At 63.4% G+C, this 17,278-nt stretch carries 15 protein-coding genes, 1 tRNA gene and 2 pseudogenes; 8 read left to right on the top strand and 10 right to left on the bottom strand.

The features are described from left to right. Position 1 precedes the first annotated feature (1 nt). The 6 genes from NKH52_RS20040 to NKH52_RS20015 form a co-directional block, all read right to left on the bottom strand. Positions 2–535 carry a hypothetical protein gene (locus NKH52_RS20040; RefSeq protein WP_127292981.1) on the bottom strand — a complete coding sequence of 178 codons (534 nt, stop codon included), beginning with the start codon at positions 533–535 and terminating at the stop codon, positions 2–4. A gap of 59 nt (positions 536–594) precedes the next feature. Beyond that, positions 595–1,509 carry a carbohydrate ABC transporter permease gene (locus NKH52_RS20035; protein WP_352734113.1) on the bottom strand — a complete coding sequence of 305 codons (915 nt, stop codon included), beginning with the start codon at positions 1,507–1,509 and terminating at the stop codon, positions 595–597. A gap of 105 nt (positions 1,510–1,614) precedes the next feature. Continuing rightward, positions 1,615–2,910 carry an ABC transporter substrate-binding protein gene (locus tag NKH52_RS20030; RefSeq protein WP_352734111.1) on the bottom strand — a complete coding sequence of 432 codons (1,296 nt, stop codon included), beginning with the start codon at positions 2,908–2,910 and terminating at the stop codon, positions 1,615–1,617. 95 nt (positions 2,911–3,005) lie between these two features. Continuing rightward, positions 3,006–3,836, bottom strand: a complete 831-nt coding sequence (locus tag NKH52_RS20025) for a carbohydrate ABC transporter permease (protein ID WP_352734109.1) — start codon at positions 3,834–3,836, stop codon at positions 3,006–3,008. Further along, positions 3,833–5,008 (bottom strand): ABC transporter ATP-binding protein, encoded by a 1,176-nt coding sequence (locus NKH52_RS20020; protein WP_352734107.1) that lies wholly within the window; start codon positions 5,006–5,008, stop codon positions 3,833–3,835. Before NKH52_RS20020 ends, NKH52_RS20025 begins: the two co-directional genes overlap by 4 nt. A 174-nt stretch (positions 5,009–5,182) precedes the next feature. Then, the gene (locus tag NKH52_RS20015) at positions 5,183–5,983 is read right to left on the bottom strand and encodes an SDR family NAD(P)-dependent oxidoreductase (protein WP_127292989.1); all 801 of its coding nucleotides are present in this window, start codon (positions 5,981–5,983) and stop codon (positions 5,183–5,185) included. Positions 5,984–6,148: 165 nt separating this feature from the next. On the opposite strand from NKH52_RS20015, the gene NKH52_RS20010 reads away from it, so the two are divergent. The 6 genes from NKH52_RS20010 (at position 6,149) to NKH52_RS19985 (ending at position 12,573) form a co-directional block, all read left to right on the top strand. Next, positions 6,149–7,009: a DeoR/GlpR family DNA-binding transcription regulator gene (locus NKH52_RS20010; RefSeq protein WP_127271648.1), complete on the top strand. Its 861-nt coding sequence runs from the start codon at positions 6,149–6,151 to the stop codon at positions 7,007–7,009. Between the two features lie 39 nt (positions 7,010–7,048). After that, the gene (locus NKH52_RS20005; protein WP_352734105.1) at positions 7,049–7,849 is read left to right on the top strand and encodes a BtpA/SgcQ family protein; all 801 of its coding nucleotides are present in this window, start codon (positions 7,049–7,051) and stop codon (positions 7,847–7,849) included. Between the two features lie 161 nt (positions 7,850–8,010). After that, positions 8,011–9,531: an FGGY-family carbohydrate kinase gene (locus NKH52_RS20000; RefSeq protein ID WP_352734103.1), complete on the top strand. Its 1,521-nt coding sequence runs from the start codon at positions 8,011–8,013 to the stop codon at positions 9,529–9,531. Continuing rightward, positions 9,531–10,163, top strand: a complete 633-nt coding sequence (locus tag NKH52_RS19995; protein WP_352734101.1) for an HAD family hydrolase — start codon at positions 9,531–9,533, stop codon at positions 10,161–10,163. The genes NKH52_RS20000 and NKH52_RS19995 overlap by 1 nt, the downstream gene beginning before the upstream one ends. 155 nt (positions 10,164–10,318) lie before the next feature. Next, positions 10,319–11,305, top strand: coding sequence for a tagatose kinase (locus NKH52_RS19990; protein ID WP_352967672.1), 987 nt, complete (start codon positions 10,319–10,321; stop codon positions 11,303–11,305). Continuing rightward, complete coding sequence (locus tag NKH52_RS19985) at positions 11,305–12,573, top strand: D-tagatose-bisphosphate aldolase, class II, non-catalytic subunit (protein ID WP_352734099.1); 1,269 nt, start codon at positions 11,305–11,307, stop codon at positions 12,571–12,573. The genes NKH52_RS19990 and NKH52_RS19985 overlap by 1 nt, the downstream gene beginning before the upstream one ends. 57 nt (positions 12,574–12,630) lie before the next feature. Here NKH52_RS19985 and NKH52_RS19980 read toward each other — a convergent pair whose 3' ends face one another. Both NKH52_RS19980 and NKH52_RS19975 read right to left on the bottom strand, forming a co-directional pair. Continuing rightward, entirely contained in the window at positions 12,631–13,977 is a 1,347-nt protein-coding gene (locus tag NKH52_RS19980; protein ID WP_352734097.1) for an NAD(P)/FAD-dependent oxidoreductase, read from the bottom strand. Positions 13,978–14,191: 214 nt separating this feature from the next. After that, on the bottom strand, positions 14,192–14,362 hold the full coding sequence (locus NKH52_RS19975; RefSeq protein WP_352734095.1) for a hypothetical protein: 171 nt from the start codon (positions 14,360–14,362) through the stop codon (positions 14,192–14,194). Here NKH52_RS19975 and NKH52_RS19970 point away from each other — a divergent pair. Beyond that, positions 14,285–14,482: pseudogene (locus NKH52_RS19970) on the top strand (L-2-hydroxyglutarate oxidase); the annotation flags it as partial. The gene NKH52_RS19975 and the pseudogene NKH52_RS19970 sit on opposite strands and share 78 nt — an antisense overlap. Positions 14,483–14,894: 412 nt before the next feature. On the opposite strand, the gene NKH52_RS19965 reads toward NKH52_RS19970, so the two are convergent. Both NKH52_RS19965 and NKH52_RS19960 read right to left on the bottom strand, forming a co-directional pair. Next, positions 14,895–14,971, bottom strand: a tRNA-His gene (locus NKH52_RS19965). A gap of 359 nt (positions 14,972–15,330) precedes the next feature. Continuing rightward, the gene (locus tag NKH52_RS19960; protein WP_224699397.1) at positions 15,331–15,789 is read right to left on the bottom strand and encodes a phasin; all 459 of its coding nucleotides are present in this window, start codon (positions 15,787–15,789) and stop codon (positions 15,331–15,333) included. Between the two features lie 247 nt (positions 15,790–16,036). On the opposite strand from NKH52_RS19960, the pseudogene NKH52_RS19955 reads away from it, so the two are divergent. Further along, positions 16,037–17,278: pseudogene (locus NKH52_RS19955) on the top strand (PAS domain-containing sensor histidine kinase); the annotation flags it as partial.

Genomic DNA, 17,278 nt, shown 5'->3' with positions numbered 1-17,278 from the left:
CCTAGAGATCGCGCTGCAGCGCCAGGATACGGATGGCCCGGACGGACCGCTCCCGCGCCTCAGTGAGGAAGGCGATGTGGCAGTAGGCACAGGCCACGATGCCCAAAAGCAGAACCAGGCTGTTCTTCAAGGTGAAATCGACGGCCAGCGAATACGGAAGACCCTTGGGCGACGTGAATTCGGCAATCGTGCTCGCCGTTTCCGAATGGCTGCCGACGGCGATCATCAGGCCAGCGAAAATCAAGGCGACGTGGTTGGCGAGGAACGAGAATGCCGACTTTTTGGTATGGCACGCCACCCAGCAGACGATCGCTGCCGCGGCAAGGATGACGGCGTCGACAGCCATGGAGCCGCCCAGCCAGACATCGACCTGCTGCCAAAGCACCGTCGACAGAGGGCGCAGTTCAAGCCATAGCCACCATGCGGTGGGGCTGGCCGGATAGGTGCCCAGCAACAAGGTCGCCATGCGCTCCCCTGCCAGGAGCGCCAGAATGAGAAACGGAAAGGCGAAAAGCAGAAGCGGCTTGCGTTTCATGTTCCCTCGACAATCTGCAAGCCAGGATAGGCCGTATAGATTGCTCAAGGCTTAACAGCCTACTTCCGGCCCTCTCCCGATTGCGAGCGTTCGAGGACGGCGAAGAAGATCACGGTGAGCACAAGGACGATCAGCAGCAGCACGAACGCGGCGGCCGCGCCTTCGTTGAGCGAAAGGCCGAGAAAGGCACGGCGATAGGCAAAGAAGCTCAGCACTTCGGTCGCGTTGCCCGGCCCGCCCTTGGTCAGGACATAGGGCAGATCGTAGGTCCGGAACTCGTTGATCAGCTGGATGATGATGGTGATCGCTGCGACCGGCCGAAGCATCGGCAGGGTGATGTAGACAAATTGCTGCCAGCCGCGTGCGCCGTCCACTTCAGCCGCCTCATAGGGATCGCGCGGCAGAGCGGCGAGCCCCGCGGCGAGGATCAGCACGACGAAGGACATTTGCTGCCAGATGTCGATCGCCGCCATCGTCCAGAGCGCCATGCCTGGCGTGCCGAGCCAGTCGAGGCGCGGCAGGCCGAACGTTTCCATCAGATGATTGGCGATGCCGAGATTGGGCTGGAGCAGCATGCGCCAGATCAAGGCGACGCTGATCGGCGACATCGCCATGGGAATGGTCAGAACCGCGAAATAGACGGGCTTCATCCGGACCGTCCGGTTGAGCATCAGGGCGATGCCGAGCCCGATCACGAATTCGCCGACCACCGTCACCGCCGAATAGCGCACGGTGAGCCAGAGCGCGTTCCAGAACAGCTCATCGCCGATCATCGAGGCGAAATTCTTGAACCCGACAAGCGGCAGAAGCTGCGGCTTGATCAAGGTCATCGAGGAGATCGAGAGGATGCAGGCATAGGCCAGCGGAAAGCCCATCACGATCGCCAGCAGCAGCAGGCCGGGCAAGGCAAAGGCCCAGCCGGTCCGCCACTCGCGGCCACGGGCAGCCCATCCTTTTTTGATCGCATTGTGCATCGTAGCCGAGCCTTGGTCGGTTGCTGATCTCGTCAAGATCCGGGGTCTGGACAAGTCCGGCGCGGCTGACACCGCCGCGCCGGATCTCCTTGCCGAGCCGGACCGCTATTTGTCGAGGAGCCCCTGCAGGCCGTCGGAAGCCGCCTTCAGCGCCGCGTCCGATGTCGCCTGGCCGCCAGCCGCCAGCGAGAGCTGGGTACCGAGCAGATCCTCGTATTGCGCCGAATAGGTGAAGATCGGGAACGACTTGCCGGTCGCCACCACATCCTCGGCGGTCTTGTAGAAGGGATATTTCGCCAGCACCGCCGCATCGGCATAGACATCGCTGCGCACGGGCGCGTGGCCCTCGAGCGCGCGCTTCACCGAAACATCCTTGCTCTGCACCCACTGGATGAAGGTCCAGGCGGCTTCCTGCTCTTCCGGCGACGTGTTCTTGGGAATGCCCCAGCCCCAACCGCCGCTTTCGCCATGGCCACCCGGCATCACCGACAGGCCGACCTTGCCGGCGACCGTCGGACACTTCACGGCATCGTCCATCTGCGGCAGCATCCACCAATAGGTGACCATGCTGAAGGCGGAACCGCTGCACATCAGGCGCATGGTGTCATCCAGCGTCGCCGATACAGCACCCTGCTGGGCGCCGTGCTGGATGTTGTCGACATAGAGATCGAGCGCCTTCTTGGCCTCTGCCGTGTCGAGGCTCGCCTTGCCATCGGCATTGAGATAGCTGCCGCCGGCGGAGAACAGGTAATTGGAGAATTCCATGCTGTTGGGATCGCCGCGCTGGCCCTGCATCGCGGCTCCGGCGACGCCTGCATTGGCCTTCATGAATTTGGAAATCGCCACATAATCTTCGAGGGTCGTCGGCAAAGCGAGTTCCTTGCCGGTTGCCGTCTTGTAGGCGGCCTTGAGCTTCTCGTCGCCGATCAGGTCCGTGCGGTAGAGGAGGCCCATCGAGTAGTTGTACATGGGCACCAGGAACAGCTGGTCCTTGGTCCGGCCGAGCAGGTCAAGCGTCGAGGGAATGAAGGGGCTCAGATCGTATTTGGATTTCTCGACGAAGGGTTTCAGGTCGGCCAGCCAGCCGGCCGCCGGAAATTCGCCGGCCCACAGGAAGTCGACCTCGAGCACATTGTAGTAGCTCTGCGGCGCGGTCAGCTGGGACACCAGCTTGTCGTGCATGTCGGGATAGCCGATCTTCTCGAACTCGACCTTGATGCCGGTCTGCTTCTCGAATTCGGGCAACAGCGCTTCGATGATCTTGGTTTCCGGCACGTCTTCCATCAAGGCGTGCAAGGTGATGGGCTCAGCCGCCCTGGCCGGAAGCGATGCGCTGACAACCGCTGCCCCGCTCACGGCCGTCATCAGCATTTTGATCAAGGTCTGCTTGTTCCAAGTCATAACTCTCTACTCCTCTTTCCCTCTGGACGCGGCGGTGATCCCGTCACGATTTCATAACCGGCTAGCGAGCCATGTCGGCTCTCGGAGCGACCGGCCTATTTCACGCTGCCGAACGTCAAGCCCTGGACGATGAAACGCTGGATGAAGCGGGAAGCCACGACCAGCGGCAGGATGGCAAGCACGACGCCGGCAGAAACCTTGGCGATCTGGACGCCGTTCGAGGTCTGCAACGCGGCGAGCGCAACCGGTATGGTCGCCGTCTTCGGCCCGCTCAAAACCAGGGCAAACAAAAACTCATTCCACGCCAGGATGAAGCCGAGCACGCCGGCGGCCGCGATACCGGGCATCGACACCGGCAGCACAATGCGCCAGAAGGCGCCCCAGGCGGTCGCGCCGTCGGTCATCGCCGCCCACTCCAGATCGACTGGAATGCCTTCGAAGAAGCCCATCAGGATCCAGGTCAGGAAAGGCAGGTTGAGCGCGGCATAAACGATGATCAGCCCGGTCAGCGAATTGCTGAGCTCCAGGCTGCGGAACAGTGTGAAGGTCGGCAGCACCAGCGCCACGGGCGGCAGCATTTGCGTCGCCAGAACGGCAAAACGCGCCCAACGACCGCCCGTGCGGAAGCGGGCGAAGGCATAGCCGGTGGTGGCGGCAAAAGGCAATGCGAGCAGAACCGAGCCGAGCGCGACGATCAGGCTGTTGAGGTAGGACTGTCCGAAGCGACCTGACAGCAGCGCCGAATAATTGTCCGTCGTAAAGGCCGGCATCAGCTCGTTGCTGTAGGATAGCTGCTCGGGCACGAAGCTCGTCCGCAGCACCCAGAGCGGCGGCAGCAGCACGATGGCGCAAACGACAATCAGCCCGAAATGCAGGCCGAAGCGGCGGCGAAAGGCAGGCCGTTCGCTTCCGTCCATGCTGGTCATTGAGCGGCCCCCATGAGGCTCGGCCGTGCGATGACCAGTTCGGTCTCGGGATCAAACAGGTGCATCGGCAACGGGTCGATGTAGAGCTCGACGATCGAGCCGACGGGCGCCGTGAAATAACGGCTCAGGCGGGCGGCGATCTCCAACGGCCTGTCGTCTCCGGCGGGATGGGCATGATCCTTGCCGGTGGGCTGACCCGCGATCTGGCCGATCAGGACGTTCTCGGCGCCGAGAGCCTCGACAGCCACGACCCGTACGGCAATCTTCTGCCAGTCCGGCTTGTCGGGGCTTTCGTGGAAATCCTCGGCCCGCACGCCCAGAATGACGCGGCGCCCGACACGCTCGCCATAGGCGTTGCGGTGGCGGGCGGGGACGGTAAGCACGGCACCACTGTCGGTCACGACGGAGAGCCCTTCGCCAGGTGCGGGCTGAAGCGTGGCCGGAAAGAGGTTCATCGGCGGCGTCGCCAGGAAGCGCGCGACGAAGGTGTTGACCGGGTCGGCATAGACTTCAAGCGGCCGGCCGGCCTGGACCAGGCGACCATCGCGCATGATGCATATGCGGTCGCCCATGGTCATGGCCTCGACCTGGTCGTGCGTGACATGGACGATGGTACGGCCGAGGCGCCGGTGCAGCTTGACGAGTTCGAGCCGCATTTCGGCACGCAGCTGCGCGTCGAGGTTGGACAGCGGCTCGTCAAGCAGGAAGGCCGCCGGTTCGCGAACGATCGCCCGACCGAGCGCGACACGCTGCCGCTGGCCGCCCGAAAGCGCTGCCGGCTTGCGGCCGAGAAGATTCTGCAGCCCGAGCAGGTTAGCGGCGTCCGCAATCTTGGCATCGATGACCGCTGCGTCGGTGCCGCGCATCTTCAGCCCGAAGGCCATATTCTGCCGCACCGACATATGCGGATAGAGCGCGTAGCTCTGGAAAACCACCGCGACGTTGCGGTCGCGCGGCGCGACATTGGCGACGCTCTTGCCACCGATGCGGAGATCGCCGGAAGAGATACTCTCCAGGCCGGCAATCATCCGCAGCGTCGTCGACTTGCCGCATCCCGACGGGCCGAGAAAGATCACGAATTCACCGTCAGGAATGGTGAGATCGACCTCATGCACCCCGTAATTGCCATTGCCGTAGAGCTTGGAAACGCGATCGAGCTCGATAGACGCCATAGACTTTCCTCATGAACCCGTCTGACCCGGCTGAACGCCGAAGGCCGGAGTCGAGCGAACGGTCATCTTAGAGAACAAAATATAACATTGAAAGCCTGCCTTCTGATCATATGTGTTCACTTTTTTGGATGGCGCGTGCCAGCATCAGGATCCGGTTACAGCCGCCAAAAGCCGTCAGGTCATGTAGACGCCGCCGGTCACGTTGACCCCCTGGCCAGTCATGAAGCGGGCTTGATCCGAACAGAGGAAGACGACGACGTCGGCGACATCCTCCGGCAGCTCGAGCCGGCCGAGCGGCGTCTGCGCGATATAGTCGGCGACCACCCGTTCGGGCGTGACTTGCCGCAGATGCGCCTCCCACTCGACTTCTCGCGATTGCATGCCGGTCTTGACGAACCCCGGGCAGACGGCATTGACGCGTATCCCTTTGGGCGCGAGCTCGCGGGCAAAGGCCTGCGTCCAGCCGAGCACGGCGAACTTGGACGCCGAATAATGCGCCAGGAGCGGCGCACCGACCTTCGCCGCAAGCGAGGCGGTGTTGACGATACAGCCCGTGCCCTGCTTGACAAAATGCCGTCCAGCGATCTGATTTGCCAGGAATACACCACGTGCATTGACGGAGAAGTTGAAGTCCCACTCCTCGTCGGTCAGATCCAGCGCATGCTGCATGGTGGACACGCCGGCATTGGCGATCAGGATGTCGCAGCCGCCAAGCGCTTCCAGTACGGCGGCAAAGGCCGCCTCGACGGAATCGCGACGGCGAACATCGACCGTGACGGCGACGGCACCGCCGCCAATCTCCTCGGCCGCCTTGCGCGCCGCGTCGGGATCCAGATCGCCGATCGCCACGGCGACACCCTGCCGCGTCAGGGCGGTCGCGATCGCGCGACCGATCCCCGCGCCGCCACCCGTCACAAAGGCACGCTTGCCCGCGAGTTCGGCAAGCACTGGAGGAATGACGGAGACAGCCGGCATGGTCGTATTCTCTCTGCTTGGTGGCGGAATGCGATCTGTTGATATCGAGATGCATACCAATAAATTCGAACGCTGCAAACATATTTTTGTTTGAAAATGTTCGATCATGCGGTAGAGTTGAAGTTGCAGACCGCTTCGTCAGCGGCTTACCCACCGGATACATCGATGGCCGACGACACCGCCTCTCCCCTATCGTCCACGCATGGCGCACCGCGTGATGCCGATCGTCAGCGCCTTCTCGCGCACGATCGACAAGCCCGCATCCTCGCTTTCCTGCGCCGGACGGGGTCGCTCACCGTCGCCGCGGCAGCGGCCGAACTCGCCGTTTCCGACATGACGATCCGCCGCGATCTCGTCGAACTGGAACGCGAGGGCAGGCTGGTGCGAATCCATGGCGGCGCGATCGAGGCCGATAACCCGCCGCTGGTCGCCATGGACAGTGAGGAGCCGAGTTTCGATTCGCGCTTGCGCCAGCGCCGTGACCCGAAGGCCGCGATTGCCGCCGCGGCGGCCGCCTTGGTTTCGGGATACCGCACGATCGCATTGGATGTCGGCACCACCACCTATCTGATGGCCGAGCACCTCAAGGACCTTCCGCACGCCAAGGTGTTCACCAACAGCCTCAGGATCGCGGCGGCGCTGAACGGCGGTGTGCCCGAAGTCTATGTTGCCGGCGGCCGCGTACGAGCCGACGAGATGTCGACCGGCGGACCCGCGGCCATCGCCCAGTTCGAGGCGCTGTGGTTCGACGTCGCCGTGATCGGCGTCTCCGGCATCACGGCGGACGGCCTTTTCGACTATTCCTTCGATGATACCGATATGAAGCGCGCCTATCTGAGACGCTCAGGCACCAAGATCGTGCTCTGCGATTCCGCCAAATTCCTGCGCATGTCGCTGGTGCGGATAGCGCCACTGTCGGACATCGATATCCTCATCACCGATGCCGAGCCGCCGGCCAAGATCGCCGCGGCGCTCGCCGCGGCCAAGGTCGACCTGCGCATCGCGCCGCCACTGACGCGCGACTGAGGCGCAATATTTTCACTTTATCCCCAAGGAGACGACTCGATGGTATTTGAATTTTTCGGCGACAAGAAGAAGGCTGTCATCTCGATGGCACATATCGGTGCCCTGCCGGGAACGCCCCTTTATGATGCCGATGGCGGCCTCGAAAAACTGATCGATGGCGTGCTCACCGACATCCGCAAGCTGCAGAGCGGCGGCGTCGATGCCATTATGTTCGGCAACGAGAACGACCGCCCCTATGTCTTCAAGGCGCCGCCGGAAGGCATCGCCGCCATGACCGCGATCGTCCAGGCGGTGAAGCCCGAGCTGAAAGTGCCGTTTGGCGTCAATTATCTCTGGGATCCGACCGCCAGCGTCGCGATCGGGGCGGCCACCGGAGCCCGTTTCGTGCGCGAAATCTTCACCGGCCTGTTCGCTTCCGACATGGGCTTGTGGGAGCCCGATTGCGCCGCCGCCTCGCGCCTGCGGCACAACCTTGGTCGCGACGACATGAAGCTTCTCTTCAACATCAATGCCGAGTTCGCACACTCGCTCGACCAGCGCCCGATTGAATTGCGCGCCAAGAGCGCGGTGTTCTCGTCGATGGCCGACGCCATCCTCGTTTCCGGTCCGATCACTGGCCAGCCGGCCGACCAGTCCCACCTGCGCAGCGTCTGCGAGACGATCAAGGACGTGCCGGTCTTCGCCAACACCGGCGTGAACATCGACAATGTCCGCGATGTCCTTTCGCTGGCGAGCGGCGTCGTGATCGGCACCCATTTCAAGATCGATGGCAATACCTGGAACGCCGTCGACGGCGATCGGGTCAAGCGCTTCATGGATGTTGTCGCCAGTTTGCGCTGAGAACGGCTTCCACGGCGATGCCGGCCATCGCACCGGCTCGCGGTGATCATATCGATCGTTGCAGGCCGGCGTCCGGAATGATCGACTGGTATCGAGCAGCGGGACACGATGAGGCAGACAGGTTCGCCCGCCTGCCCTTCCAGCATTTCAATGGATTCGACATGGCGTTCGTTCTCGGTCTCGATATCGGCACCACCTCGACGATCGGCATCCTGATCCGGCTTCCCGATCAGGTGCTGGGCCTCGCCTCGCGCCCCGTCACGCTACATTCAGAGCACGCGGGCTGGGCTGAGGAAGACCCCTCGCAATGGTGGACCAATGTCCGGGATATCGTGCAGGAGCTGCTCAGGACCAGCGGCATCAAAGCCGAGGAGATCGTGGCGGTCGGCACCACCGGCATGCTGCCGGCGGTCGTTCTTCTGGACCACCAGGGCGAGGTGCTGCGGCCGAGCATCCAGCAGAGCGACGGCCGCTGTGGCGCCGAAGTGGCCGAACTGCGGACCGAATGCGATGAGACGGCTTTCATCGCCAAGGCCGGCAACGGCATCAACCAACAGCTCGTCACCGCTAAGCTGCGCTGGATAGAGCGTCACGAACCGGAGGTGTTCAGCCGCATCGCCACCGTTTTCGGCTCCTATGACTATATCAACTGGCGCCTCACCGGCGAACGTGCGGTCGAGCAGAACTGGGCGCTGGAGGCCGGCTTCGTCGACGTTTCGACGCACCGGATCGACGACGATCTGGTGGCGCTCGCGCACATACCGCGCTCGGCCGTGCCACGAAAGGTCGCCTCGCATGAGATCCTCGGTTCCGTCTCGGCGAAGGCCGCGGATGAGACCGGCCTGATGGCGGGAACACCTGTCGTCGGTGGTGCGGCCGACATGATCGCCTCCGCGCTCGGCGCCGGAGTCGCCAAAGCAGGCGATGTCCTCCTGAAATTCGGGGGCTCGGTCGATATCCTGATCGCCACCGATCAGATCAAGCCCGATCCGCGCATGTATCTCGATTATCATCTGGTGCCGGGCCTGTTCATGCCCAATGGCTGCATGTCGACCGGCGGCTCGGGCCTCAACTGGTTCGTACGCAATTTCGCCGGCGGCGAGATGGTCGCGGCACAGGCCGAGGGTATTTCGGTACACCAGCGGCTCGATGCGCTGGCGGCAGAGCGTCCCGCCGGTGCCGATGGCCTCATCATCCTGCCCTATTTCCTCGGCGAGAAGACGCCGATCCATGATCCAGCGGCCCGTGGCGTGATCGATGGGCTGACGCTGTCGCACGATATCGGCCATGTCTGGCGCGCTTTGCTCGAGGCCTATGCCTTTGCCATCGCGCATCATATCGAGGTGCTCAACGACATGGGTCACCGGACCGAGCGCTATCTCGCCTCCGACGGCGGCTCGAGCAGCAAGGTCTGGATGCAGATTGTCGCGGATGTCCTGCAAAAGCCGGTCCAACGACTGACCGGGCACCCCGGCTCTTGCATCGGCGCTGCCTGGACGGCGGCGATCGGCGTCGGCCTAACCGACGACTGGTCGGGCGTTTCCGGTTTCGTCAGCTTCGCCGACCGGCTCGATCCCGACCCGCGCAAGGCTGACATCTACCGCGACGGCTATCGCCGCTATCGCGATCTTTATGCGCGCCTGTCGGCTCCTGGCGCGACCAGAGCGGGATCGTCATCGTGATGTATCGCGCCGTCGCCTGGGACATCGACGGAACGCTGATCGACAGCGAGCCGTTGCATCATCAATCCCTCCTCGCCGGCTGCCGCAACTGGAACGTCGATCTTGACGACCTGCCCGACCAAGCCTTTCGCGGCATCCATATGGGCGACGTCTGGACAATGCTGCGTCCGCGTCTCCCAGTCGGGCTCGACCAGGCGGAGTGGCTCGCCGCTATCAATGCCCACTATGTCGCGAACCGGGCGAACGCCGTCCCAATCCCCGAGGCGGTCGAGACGATTCGGACCCTGGCTGACCGCGGCGTCCCGCAGGTCTGCGTCTCGAATTCCGGCCGGCAAGTCGTCAATGCCAATCTCGATGCGCTCGGCGTGCTCGATCATATGAGTCTCACAATCAGCCTCGACGACGTGTCGGCCGGCAAGCCCGACCCCACGCCCTATCGCGAGGCCTGCCGGCAGCTCGCCATGGCTCCAGGGTCGGTGGTGGCTGTGGAAGACAGCCGCACCGGCACCAAGGCAGCACGAGCCGCCGGTCTGTTCGTGGTTGGCTATCTCCCCAGCGGGAGCCTGCTCGGCGACGACGTCGACCTCAGTACCAACCGTCTGTCGTCGATCCTGGACCTGTTTCCCGGCTGAGGGTTGCGCGTCGTTACCTTCCAGGTGTGCGCTTGACCATGCATTCAGGATCGTAGCGTGATGGCAACTGATCGATTCACATCGACCGGTAGGAATCCCCCTTGCGCCTCGGCGTCGTGAAACCGCAAACGACACCACACCAGGATGGACGCTTGATGAACGACCTCCCCCAAACACTTGCAGCGGACTCGCTCGGGCCAACCGTGACGATTGGAGAAATCCTGGTAGAGATCGTCGCGAGGCAGACAGGCACCGGCTTCCGGGAACCTATCGACCTCATTGGCCCCTTTCCGAGCGGCGCGCCCGCCATCTTCATCGATCAATGCGCACGTATGGGCGGAGCGGCCGCAATGGTGGGCGTGGTCGGCGACGACGATTTCGGCGTCGTCAACGTGGAGCGCCTGAAGCGGGACGGCGTAGACACTTCCGCCATCGCTGTTTCCCCGGATTATCCGACGGGCAGCGCCTTTGTTCGCTACCGCACGGACGGAAGTCGCGATTTCGTCTACAACATCGCCAAATCCGCCGCCGCCCGGCTGGAATGGACCCCGCAGGTCGAGGCGCTGATCGCGCGTTGCGGGCATATCCACGTCATGGGAACGGTGTTCGCAAGCCCCGCCGCCTGGGCGATCACCGAACGCGCGATCCCGCTGATCAAGGCGCGCGGCGGCACGATGTCGCTCGATCCGAACCTGCGCAAGGAATTGCTGGCGCACGGCCAGACCGAGGAGAAATTCGCCGGCCTGGTGGACGAAGCGGACCTGCTGCTGCCGTCGGGCAACGAATTGTTCCTGGCCGCCGGCATGGACGGCGAGGAACGCGCGATCGAGGCGCTGTTCAGACGAGGGGTCAAGGAGATCGCTGTGAAGCGCGGCGAACATGGCGCGTCAGCCCGTCAAAGCACCGGAGCCCGCGCCGATTGCCCCGGCCTGATCGTCGAGGAAACGGACCCCACCGGGGCCGGCGACTGTTTCGGCGGAGCCTATGTCGCCTGCCTGCGGCTGGGCATGGCGCTGCAGACGGCGCTCGAATTCGCCAACGCGGCAGGCGCGCGCAACGTCACACGCCTCGGCCCCATGGAGGGAGCCGGCACGCCGGCCGAGCTGGAAGATTTCATGGCAAGAACGGCGAGAAGAAATTGATGCGTGTGGCGATCGAAGATGTGCCGGCCCTGCACAGGGAAGGCAAGAAAATCGGGGTGACCTCGGTGTGTTCGGCGCACCCGCTGGTGCTGAAAGCCGCACTGCGCCACGGCCGGGAAACCGGCACCACCGTGCTGATCGAGGCGACGTGTAATCAGGTCAATCATCTGGGTGGTTATACGGGCATGACGCCGGCCGATTTCGCGGCGATGGTGGAAGCGCTCGCGGCAGTCGAGCGGTGCCCGGAAGAGCTGATCGTGCTTGGCGGGGATCATCTCGGCCCTAATCCCTGGAAAGACCGGCCCGCCGAGGAGGCGATGGCGCAGGCCGGGAAGATGGTCGATGCCTATGTCCGCGCCGGCTTCCGCAAGATCCACCTCGATGCTTCGATGGGCTGCGCGGGTGAACCGGCGACGCTAGACGACCACACGGTGGCCGGGCGCGCGGCCAGGCTGGCGGGCGTCGCGGAGCAGGCGGCAGCGCAGAGCGGCGGGGCAAGCCCGGTCTACATCATCGGGACGGAGGTGCCGCCGCCCGGCGGCGCCGATCACACATTGGATGCGATCACCCCGACCAGTCCGGAGGCCGCTCGCCAGACACATGCCATTCACGCCCAGGCGTTCCACACAGCCGGGCTTGAAAGCGCATTTTCCCGCGTCATCGGGCTTGTGGTGCAGCCGGGCGTGGAGTTCGGCAACCAGAATGTGATTTTCTACGATCGGGCAAAGGCCCGCGACCTGGCGGCAACCCTCGACAGATTGCCGTCGCTCATTTTCGAAGCCCATTCGACGGACTATCAGGGTGAGAGGCCGTTGCGTGAACTCGTCGAGGACGGCTTCGCCGTCCTCAAGGTCGGACCCGAGCTGACCTTCAAGCTGCGCGAGGCGCTGTACGCGCTCGACCTGATCGCTTCCGACCTGGTGCCTGACTATGGCGAGCGGCCGCTTTACCACGCAATGGAAGAGCTGATGCAAGGCACCCCCAAGAATTGGGCAAGCCACTATCATGGAAGCGATGCCGACAAGCGGACGCTGCGCCACTACTCCTATTCCGATCGCATCCGATATTATTGGGCGATCCCGCAAGCCCGTGCCGCCTGCAACCGTCTCTTCGATTCGTTGAACGGCCGCAAGGTGCCGGTGATGCTGTTTCTCCAGCACCTGCCTTCTGCAGTCACATGGGCTGACCGGGCCTGCGACGTCGAGGAGATCGCGATCGGTCACGTCCGGCGGAGCATCGAGGCCTACGCCCGGGCATGCGGCACCTGAGATCCTCGTCCGGTCCTTCAAGGCCAGAGCGGATGGGCTGGCGGGCGGCAGGAACGCTTACAGCGATGGCCCCAATCGGATCGGACTGCCGTCGCTGAAACGGGATTGACGGAACCTGTAGAGGTTGTGCCCGGTCTCGTTGCCTTGGACGAGGTCGGACAACACACGGCCGATGCCGGGTCCGATGCCGAAGCCGTGGCCGCTCATCCCGGTCGCTATAACGAGACCCGGGATCGCAGCGGCGCGATCGACGATGGGCACGACATCAGGCATCGCATCGATCATGCCCGCCCAGCTCGCCTTGAGCGGTACAGTCGTGAACTGAGGGAAAAGCTCCCTGAACCCGCGGTCGATGGCGCGGAGCGCCGAAGTCTCGGGAGCGGGATTGAGGACCCGCATCCGTTCGAAAGGGCTTTCTTCATCCGCGTTCCATCTGCGCGGCGTCGACCAGCCATCCGGGTATCCTCGCGGCGCGGCCGGCAGGTAGCGCGTGCCGAAGGGATTGGCCATCAGGGCGCTGAAATATTTGCCCGCATGGCGAAATGCGTCCGGCCCTATGTAGAGTTGGCTGCTGCCTCCCGATGCGAGCGTATACCCGCCATCCTGCCTGCGCCGGAAAGCGATGCGTTCGTCCGCGGCGGCACCGGCGTGGATCTCCGGCATCGGGGCTGTCGCGGCGACGGTCGCCCTGACGCTGAGCTGCGGAATTGAGATGCCGTGGGCGCGCAGGAAGAGCGACGTCCACGCGCCGCTGGCGACGACGACGCTTGAGGTCGCGATGCGCCCTTTCTCGGTCCAGACGCCACTGATGCGTCCCGCCGAGATGTCGAGCATACGTGCCGCGCAATTCTCGGTGATCGTCACACCTTCGCGGGACGCCAGGCGAGCAAGCGCGGGCACCGCGACCCAAGGTTCCGCCCGCATGTCCGATGGGGTGATCATTGCGCCTTTGAACGGTCGCGACATGGCCGGGATCAGGCTTGCCAACTCACCTTGGTCGAGGAGACGCGTGTCGACGCCATGAGCCTTGGCAATCTCGAGAAACTTCGCGAAACCGGCCATCTCCTTGTCTGTCCGCGCAAGGTAGGTAACGCCCGTCTGCTTCAGTCCTATGTCCTCGCCACATTCCTGCGCCAGTTGCCGCCAGAGGCGTTGCGCTTCGATGACGATCGGCAGTTCGTCGGCATCGCGGCCCTGCTGCCGGATCCAGCCCCAATTGCGCGAGGATTGCTCGGCGGCGATGCGGCCCTTTTCCAGCAGCGTCACCGAGACGTTCCGTCGCGCCAGGAACAGTGCCGTGCTCACGCCAATGACCCCGCCGCCGATGATCACGACGTCCGAAGTCTTCGGCAGGGGCTGCTGGAACTGGATCGAGGTGGCTTCGGTGAAGGGGAAGATTGTCAAAGAGCACCGTCCTTCTTGGTATGCTGCGGCGACATCCGGTCCACGCTGGCAGCGAGATCTGGCCGCCGTGAAATGTCGATACCACACGAGGAGATTGATCGTCAGCTACTGCTTGCCGACAAGGACGGCGACAGATCGCGGGTCTGGAAGCCCCTCTGGACAATGAGTTCTGAAACTGTCGGCCAAAGGCTGGCGACTGTGCAAGCGTGCCCCACTATTGCGTTATCGGCGGCGGCATCGTCGGCCTGGCGACGGCCATGCGGCTGGTTGAGACATATCCCGGCTGCAGCCTGATGCTGTTGGCCCGAAATACTGTCCGAGCCTCGGCCTCGCCGACCTGCTCCCGCACGAAGCAGGCCGTGCGCAAAGACAGTGCCTTATCCATGATTTCCTGTTCGCACAAACGGACCGCATGCTGCACGTCTGCAACGCCCCTTCACCCGCCGCCATCTCGGCGATACCGATTGCAGAGATGATTCGAGATCGCCTCATGCAGGGCTGCTGAAAACGAGGCGGTATGCATGGAGCCGCAACGCCCGCTGAACGCTGGAGTATCCATCTTGGCCAAGAAAGGGATTGGGGCACCGGCCACGGCCAACGCAGCTTTTGCGTCAGAACCAGATCCGCTCACCACCGGGCCAGCAATTCCGCTCCCGGCGAGAAGGTACTTGGCCTGCCGGCTATAGCCGCTCGGCTCAGGCCTGCGGTTTCCGCAAGCGTTAGCCTCCTGTGGACGCCGGCATTTTTGGCTGCGCAAAGATCTCAGGCGAAACGACGGCCGACGTCGTCGCAGGTTCGACCGTCATAGGTATAGCTCGACGACCTCCCTATGGTACACGTCCACAGGATGCACTGACACTCAAGCCAGCTTGGCTAAGCCAGAAATCTTTAAGTCTTTGAAATGACCTGACTATTTATGGTACCGTTGGCTGGGATCGAACCAGCGACCTCCGGATCCACAATCCGGCGCTCTAACCATCTGAGCTACAACGGCACGTTGCCCGAGCGGATCGAAACAGAAACTCATCCGCCCGCTCTGTCGTTCGGCGATGCGTCCTTACGGGCTTATGGATTCTAATTCAAGGCTTTTGGAAAGCAAAGGTCACTTCCCCACATCGACGCGGCATTTGGCTGGCAAGAAGGACCAGGCGCCGGACAAAGAAAAAGGCCGGCGGGAGGAGGTGCCGGCCTTTTCCTGTTACGAGCCAGCGGGAGGAGGTGCTGGCTGGTCACCCCGGGGAGCAGAGGGAGGAGGTTCCACTCACCGGGTCTTCCTTGATGGCTGCCATCATACACCTGATCGTTTTTAAGAAAATGCGACCTTTTGTTGCATCTTCCGATCATGCGCAAATGTTAGGCAACCTTGATTTCCTTCATCGCCTTCTCGAAGGCGGTCTTGATCGGCTTGGAGACGTCCTCGGCCGCCTTGGAGGCAACGGCCTGGAAGTCCTTGGCCTGCTCGACGGTCGATTCGACGCGCTTGCGCAGGAAGGCGGTCTGCAACTCGACGACTTCCGACAGCGACTTGGCGCCGATCAAGGCTTCGAGGTGGGAAAAACCGGCCTCGGCATTGGCACGCAAAGCGGAGATGGTCTTGAGCGACAGGTCGCTCGAAACGGTCTTGGCGGTCTCGTAGGTCGACTCCAGAGCCTTCTGGGTCTCCTCGGCGCCGGTCTTCAGCTTGGCATAGGCCTCTTTCGACTGCTCAACGCCCTTTTCGGCGAAAGCGCGGATCTGGTCGGTGGCCTTGGAAGCGTCGAAGCTCGGGAATTCAACGTTTTCGATCGTCTCGGCGGTCTTGGTCCTGGACATTTTCCATCCTTTTCAGCGGCAGCGGCTTTGACAGAAAGCCGTCTCGTTCATGTATGATGGCAATATAAAGGCAAATTTTGTGCATTGCAATATCTTTGTTGCAGTGCACCATAAATTTCTTTTGGCCGTTAACCAAGAGCCCAGATTCCAGCCTTTGCACGTTCTGGCTTGTGGACCTTCGCGCCTCCGGCTTTTATTAACAAAGCGTTAACTGCAAAATCGCCGCTCCGTGAGGTCCGCCAAGCGCATGCCGTCCGAATATTCCTTCCTCGATGTCGCCGTGCTCGACGCGGTCCGCCAGCGCTTTGCGGCAGGCGACGCGATCGCGATCCTGTCGGCGGATCTGGAGCAGGTGATCTGGGCCAACGGGCCAGGAGCCGCGATGTTCGGTTATCCCGACATCGAGGCGATCATTGGCGCCTCGGCGCAGTTGCCCGTGATCGCCAGGCGCCAGATCATGGCGACCAGCGGATTTCCCGAGATTGGCAGTGACCGCGCCATCATGGTGCGGCTGGCGACCGGAATGACCAGCCGCGCCGTCGGCTTCCTGGCCAGTGCGGTGACCATGCCGGACGCCGAAAAGGCGATCATGCTGGCGGTCCCGGCGGCTCAGACCGGGTCACGCAGTGCCAGCGAAATCGCCGCGCGCGCCATTAGCGGCTTCACCGAGGATGGTCATTTCATCGCCTTTGTCGATGCCGGGGGCAACGTCGAGGCGGCCTCGGAGGGATTTTCGGCGCTGGGCATCCTGCCGGAGACGCTGGCGGCACTGGTTGCCGACGTCGCAGCCGAGAGCGACCGCATCGTCAAGCGCCTTGTCCCCGGCGGCACGGCCTCCTATCCGGCGGGGCTGGCAAGATTGACCGAGGAGCGGCATCTGCTGGTGGTGATCGACGAGGACCAGCTCGACGACACCGCCCCTGCGGGCGAACATCCTACGCAAACCATTGCCGAGGCAGCACCGGCTGGCGACGCGGCCTCCCGGCCGGAACAGGGCGCAGAGACACCGACCGACGAACCAGGCGCCGCGTTGCCGACCGAGGACGTCGCCGGATCGCGGCCGCATGCGATCGCCGACGCGACCGTACAGACGCCGACGGCGGCCAACAGCGATCAGCCGGCATTGGAGCGCACGCCGGCGCAGCACGACCATTGGTACTTCAACGCCGGCGAGGACGGAGGGCAACAGGCGCCGCGACCTGCCGCGCCCGGACCTGAAGCTCCGGCCGAACCGGCGGCCCTGGAAATCCAGTCCACTTCCGCGGCCACGCCGACGACCGTCTCGGCGATGGACCGCGCAACGGCGCCGGTGCGCTTCGTCTGGCGCACCGATGCCGAAGGCAAGTTCAGCGCGCTGTCGCCGGAATTCGCCGACATCGTCGGCAAGCCGGCGGCCCCCCGTGTCGGGCCCCCCAGGACGGATGGAGCCGCCCCACTCGCCCGATATTCCACACGCGCCATAAACGCCGTGTGGTATACACAACCTGAC

The sequence above is a fragment of the Mesorhizobium sp. M1066 genome, assembly GCF_040318635.1.
Classification (GTDB): Bacteria; Pseudomonadota; Alphaproteobacteria; order Rhizobiales; family Rhizobiaceae; genus Mesorhizobium.
This window is presented reverse-complemented; position numbering and strand designations above follow the sequence as displayed.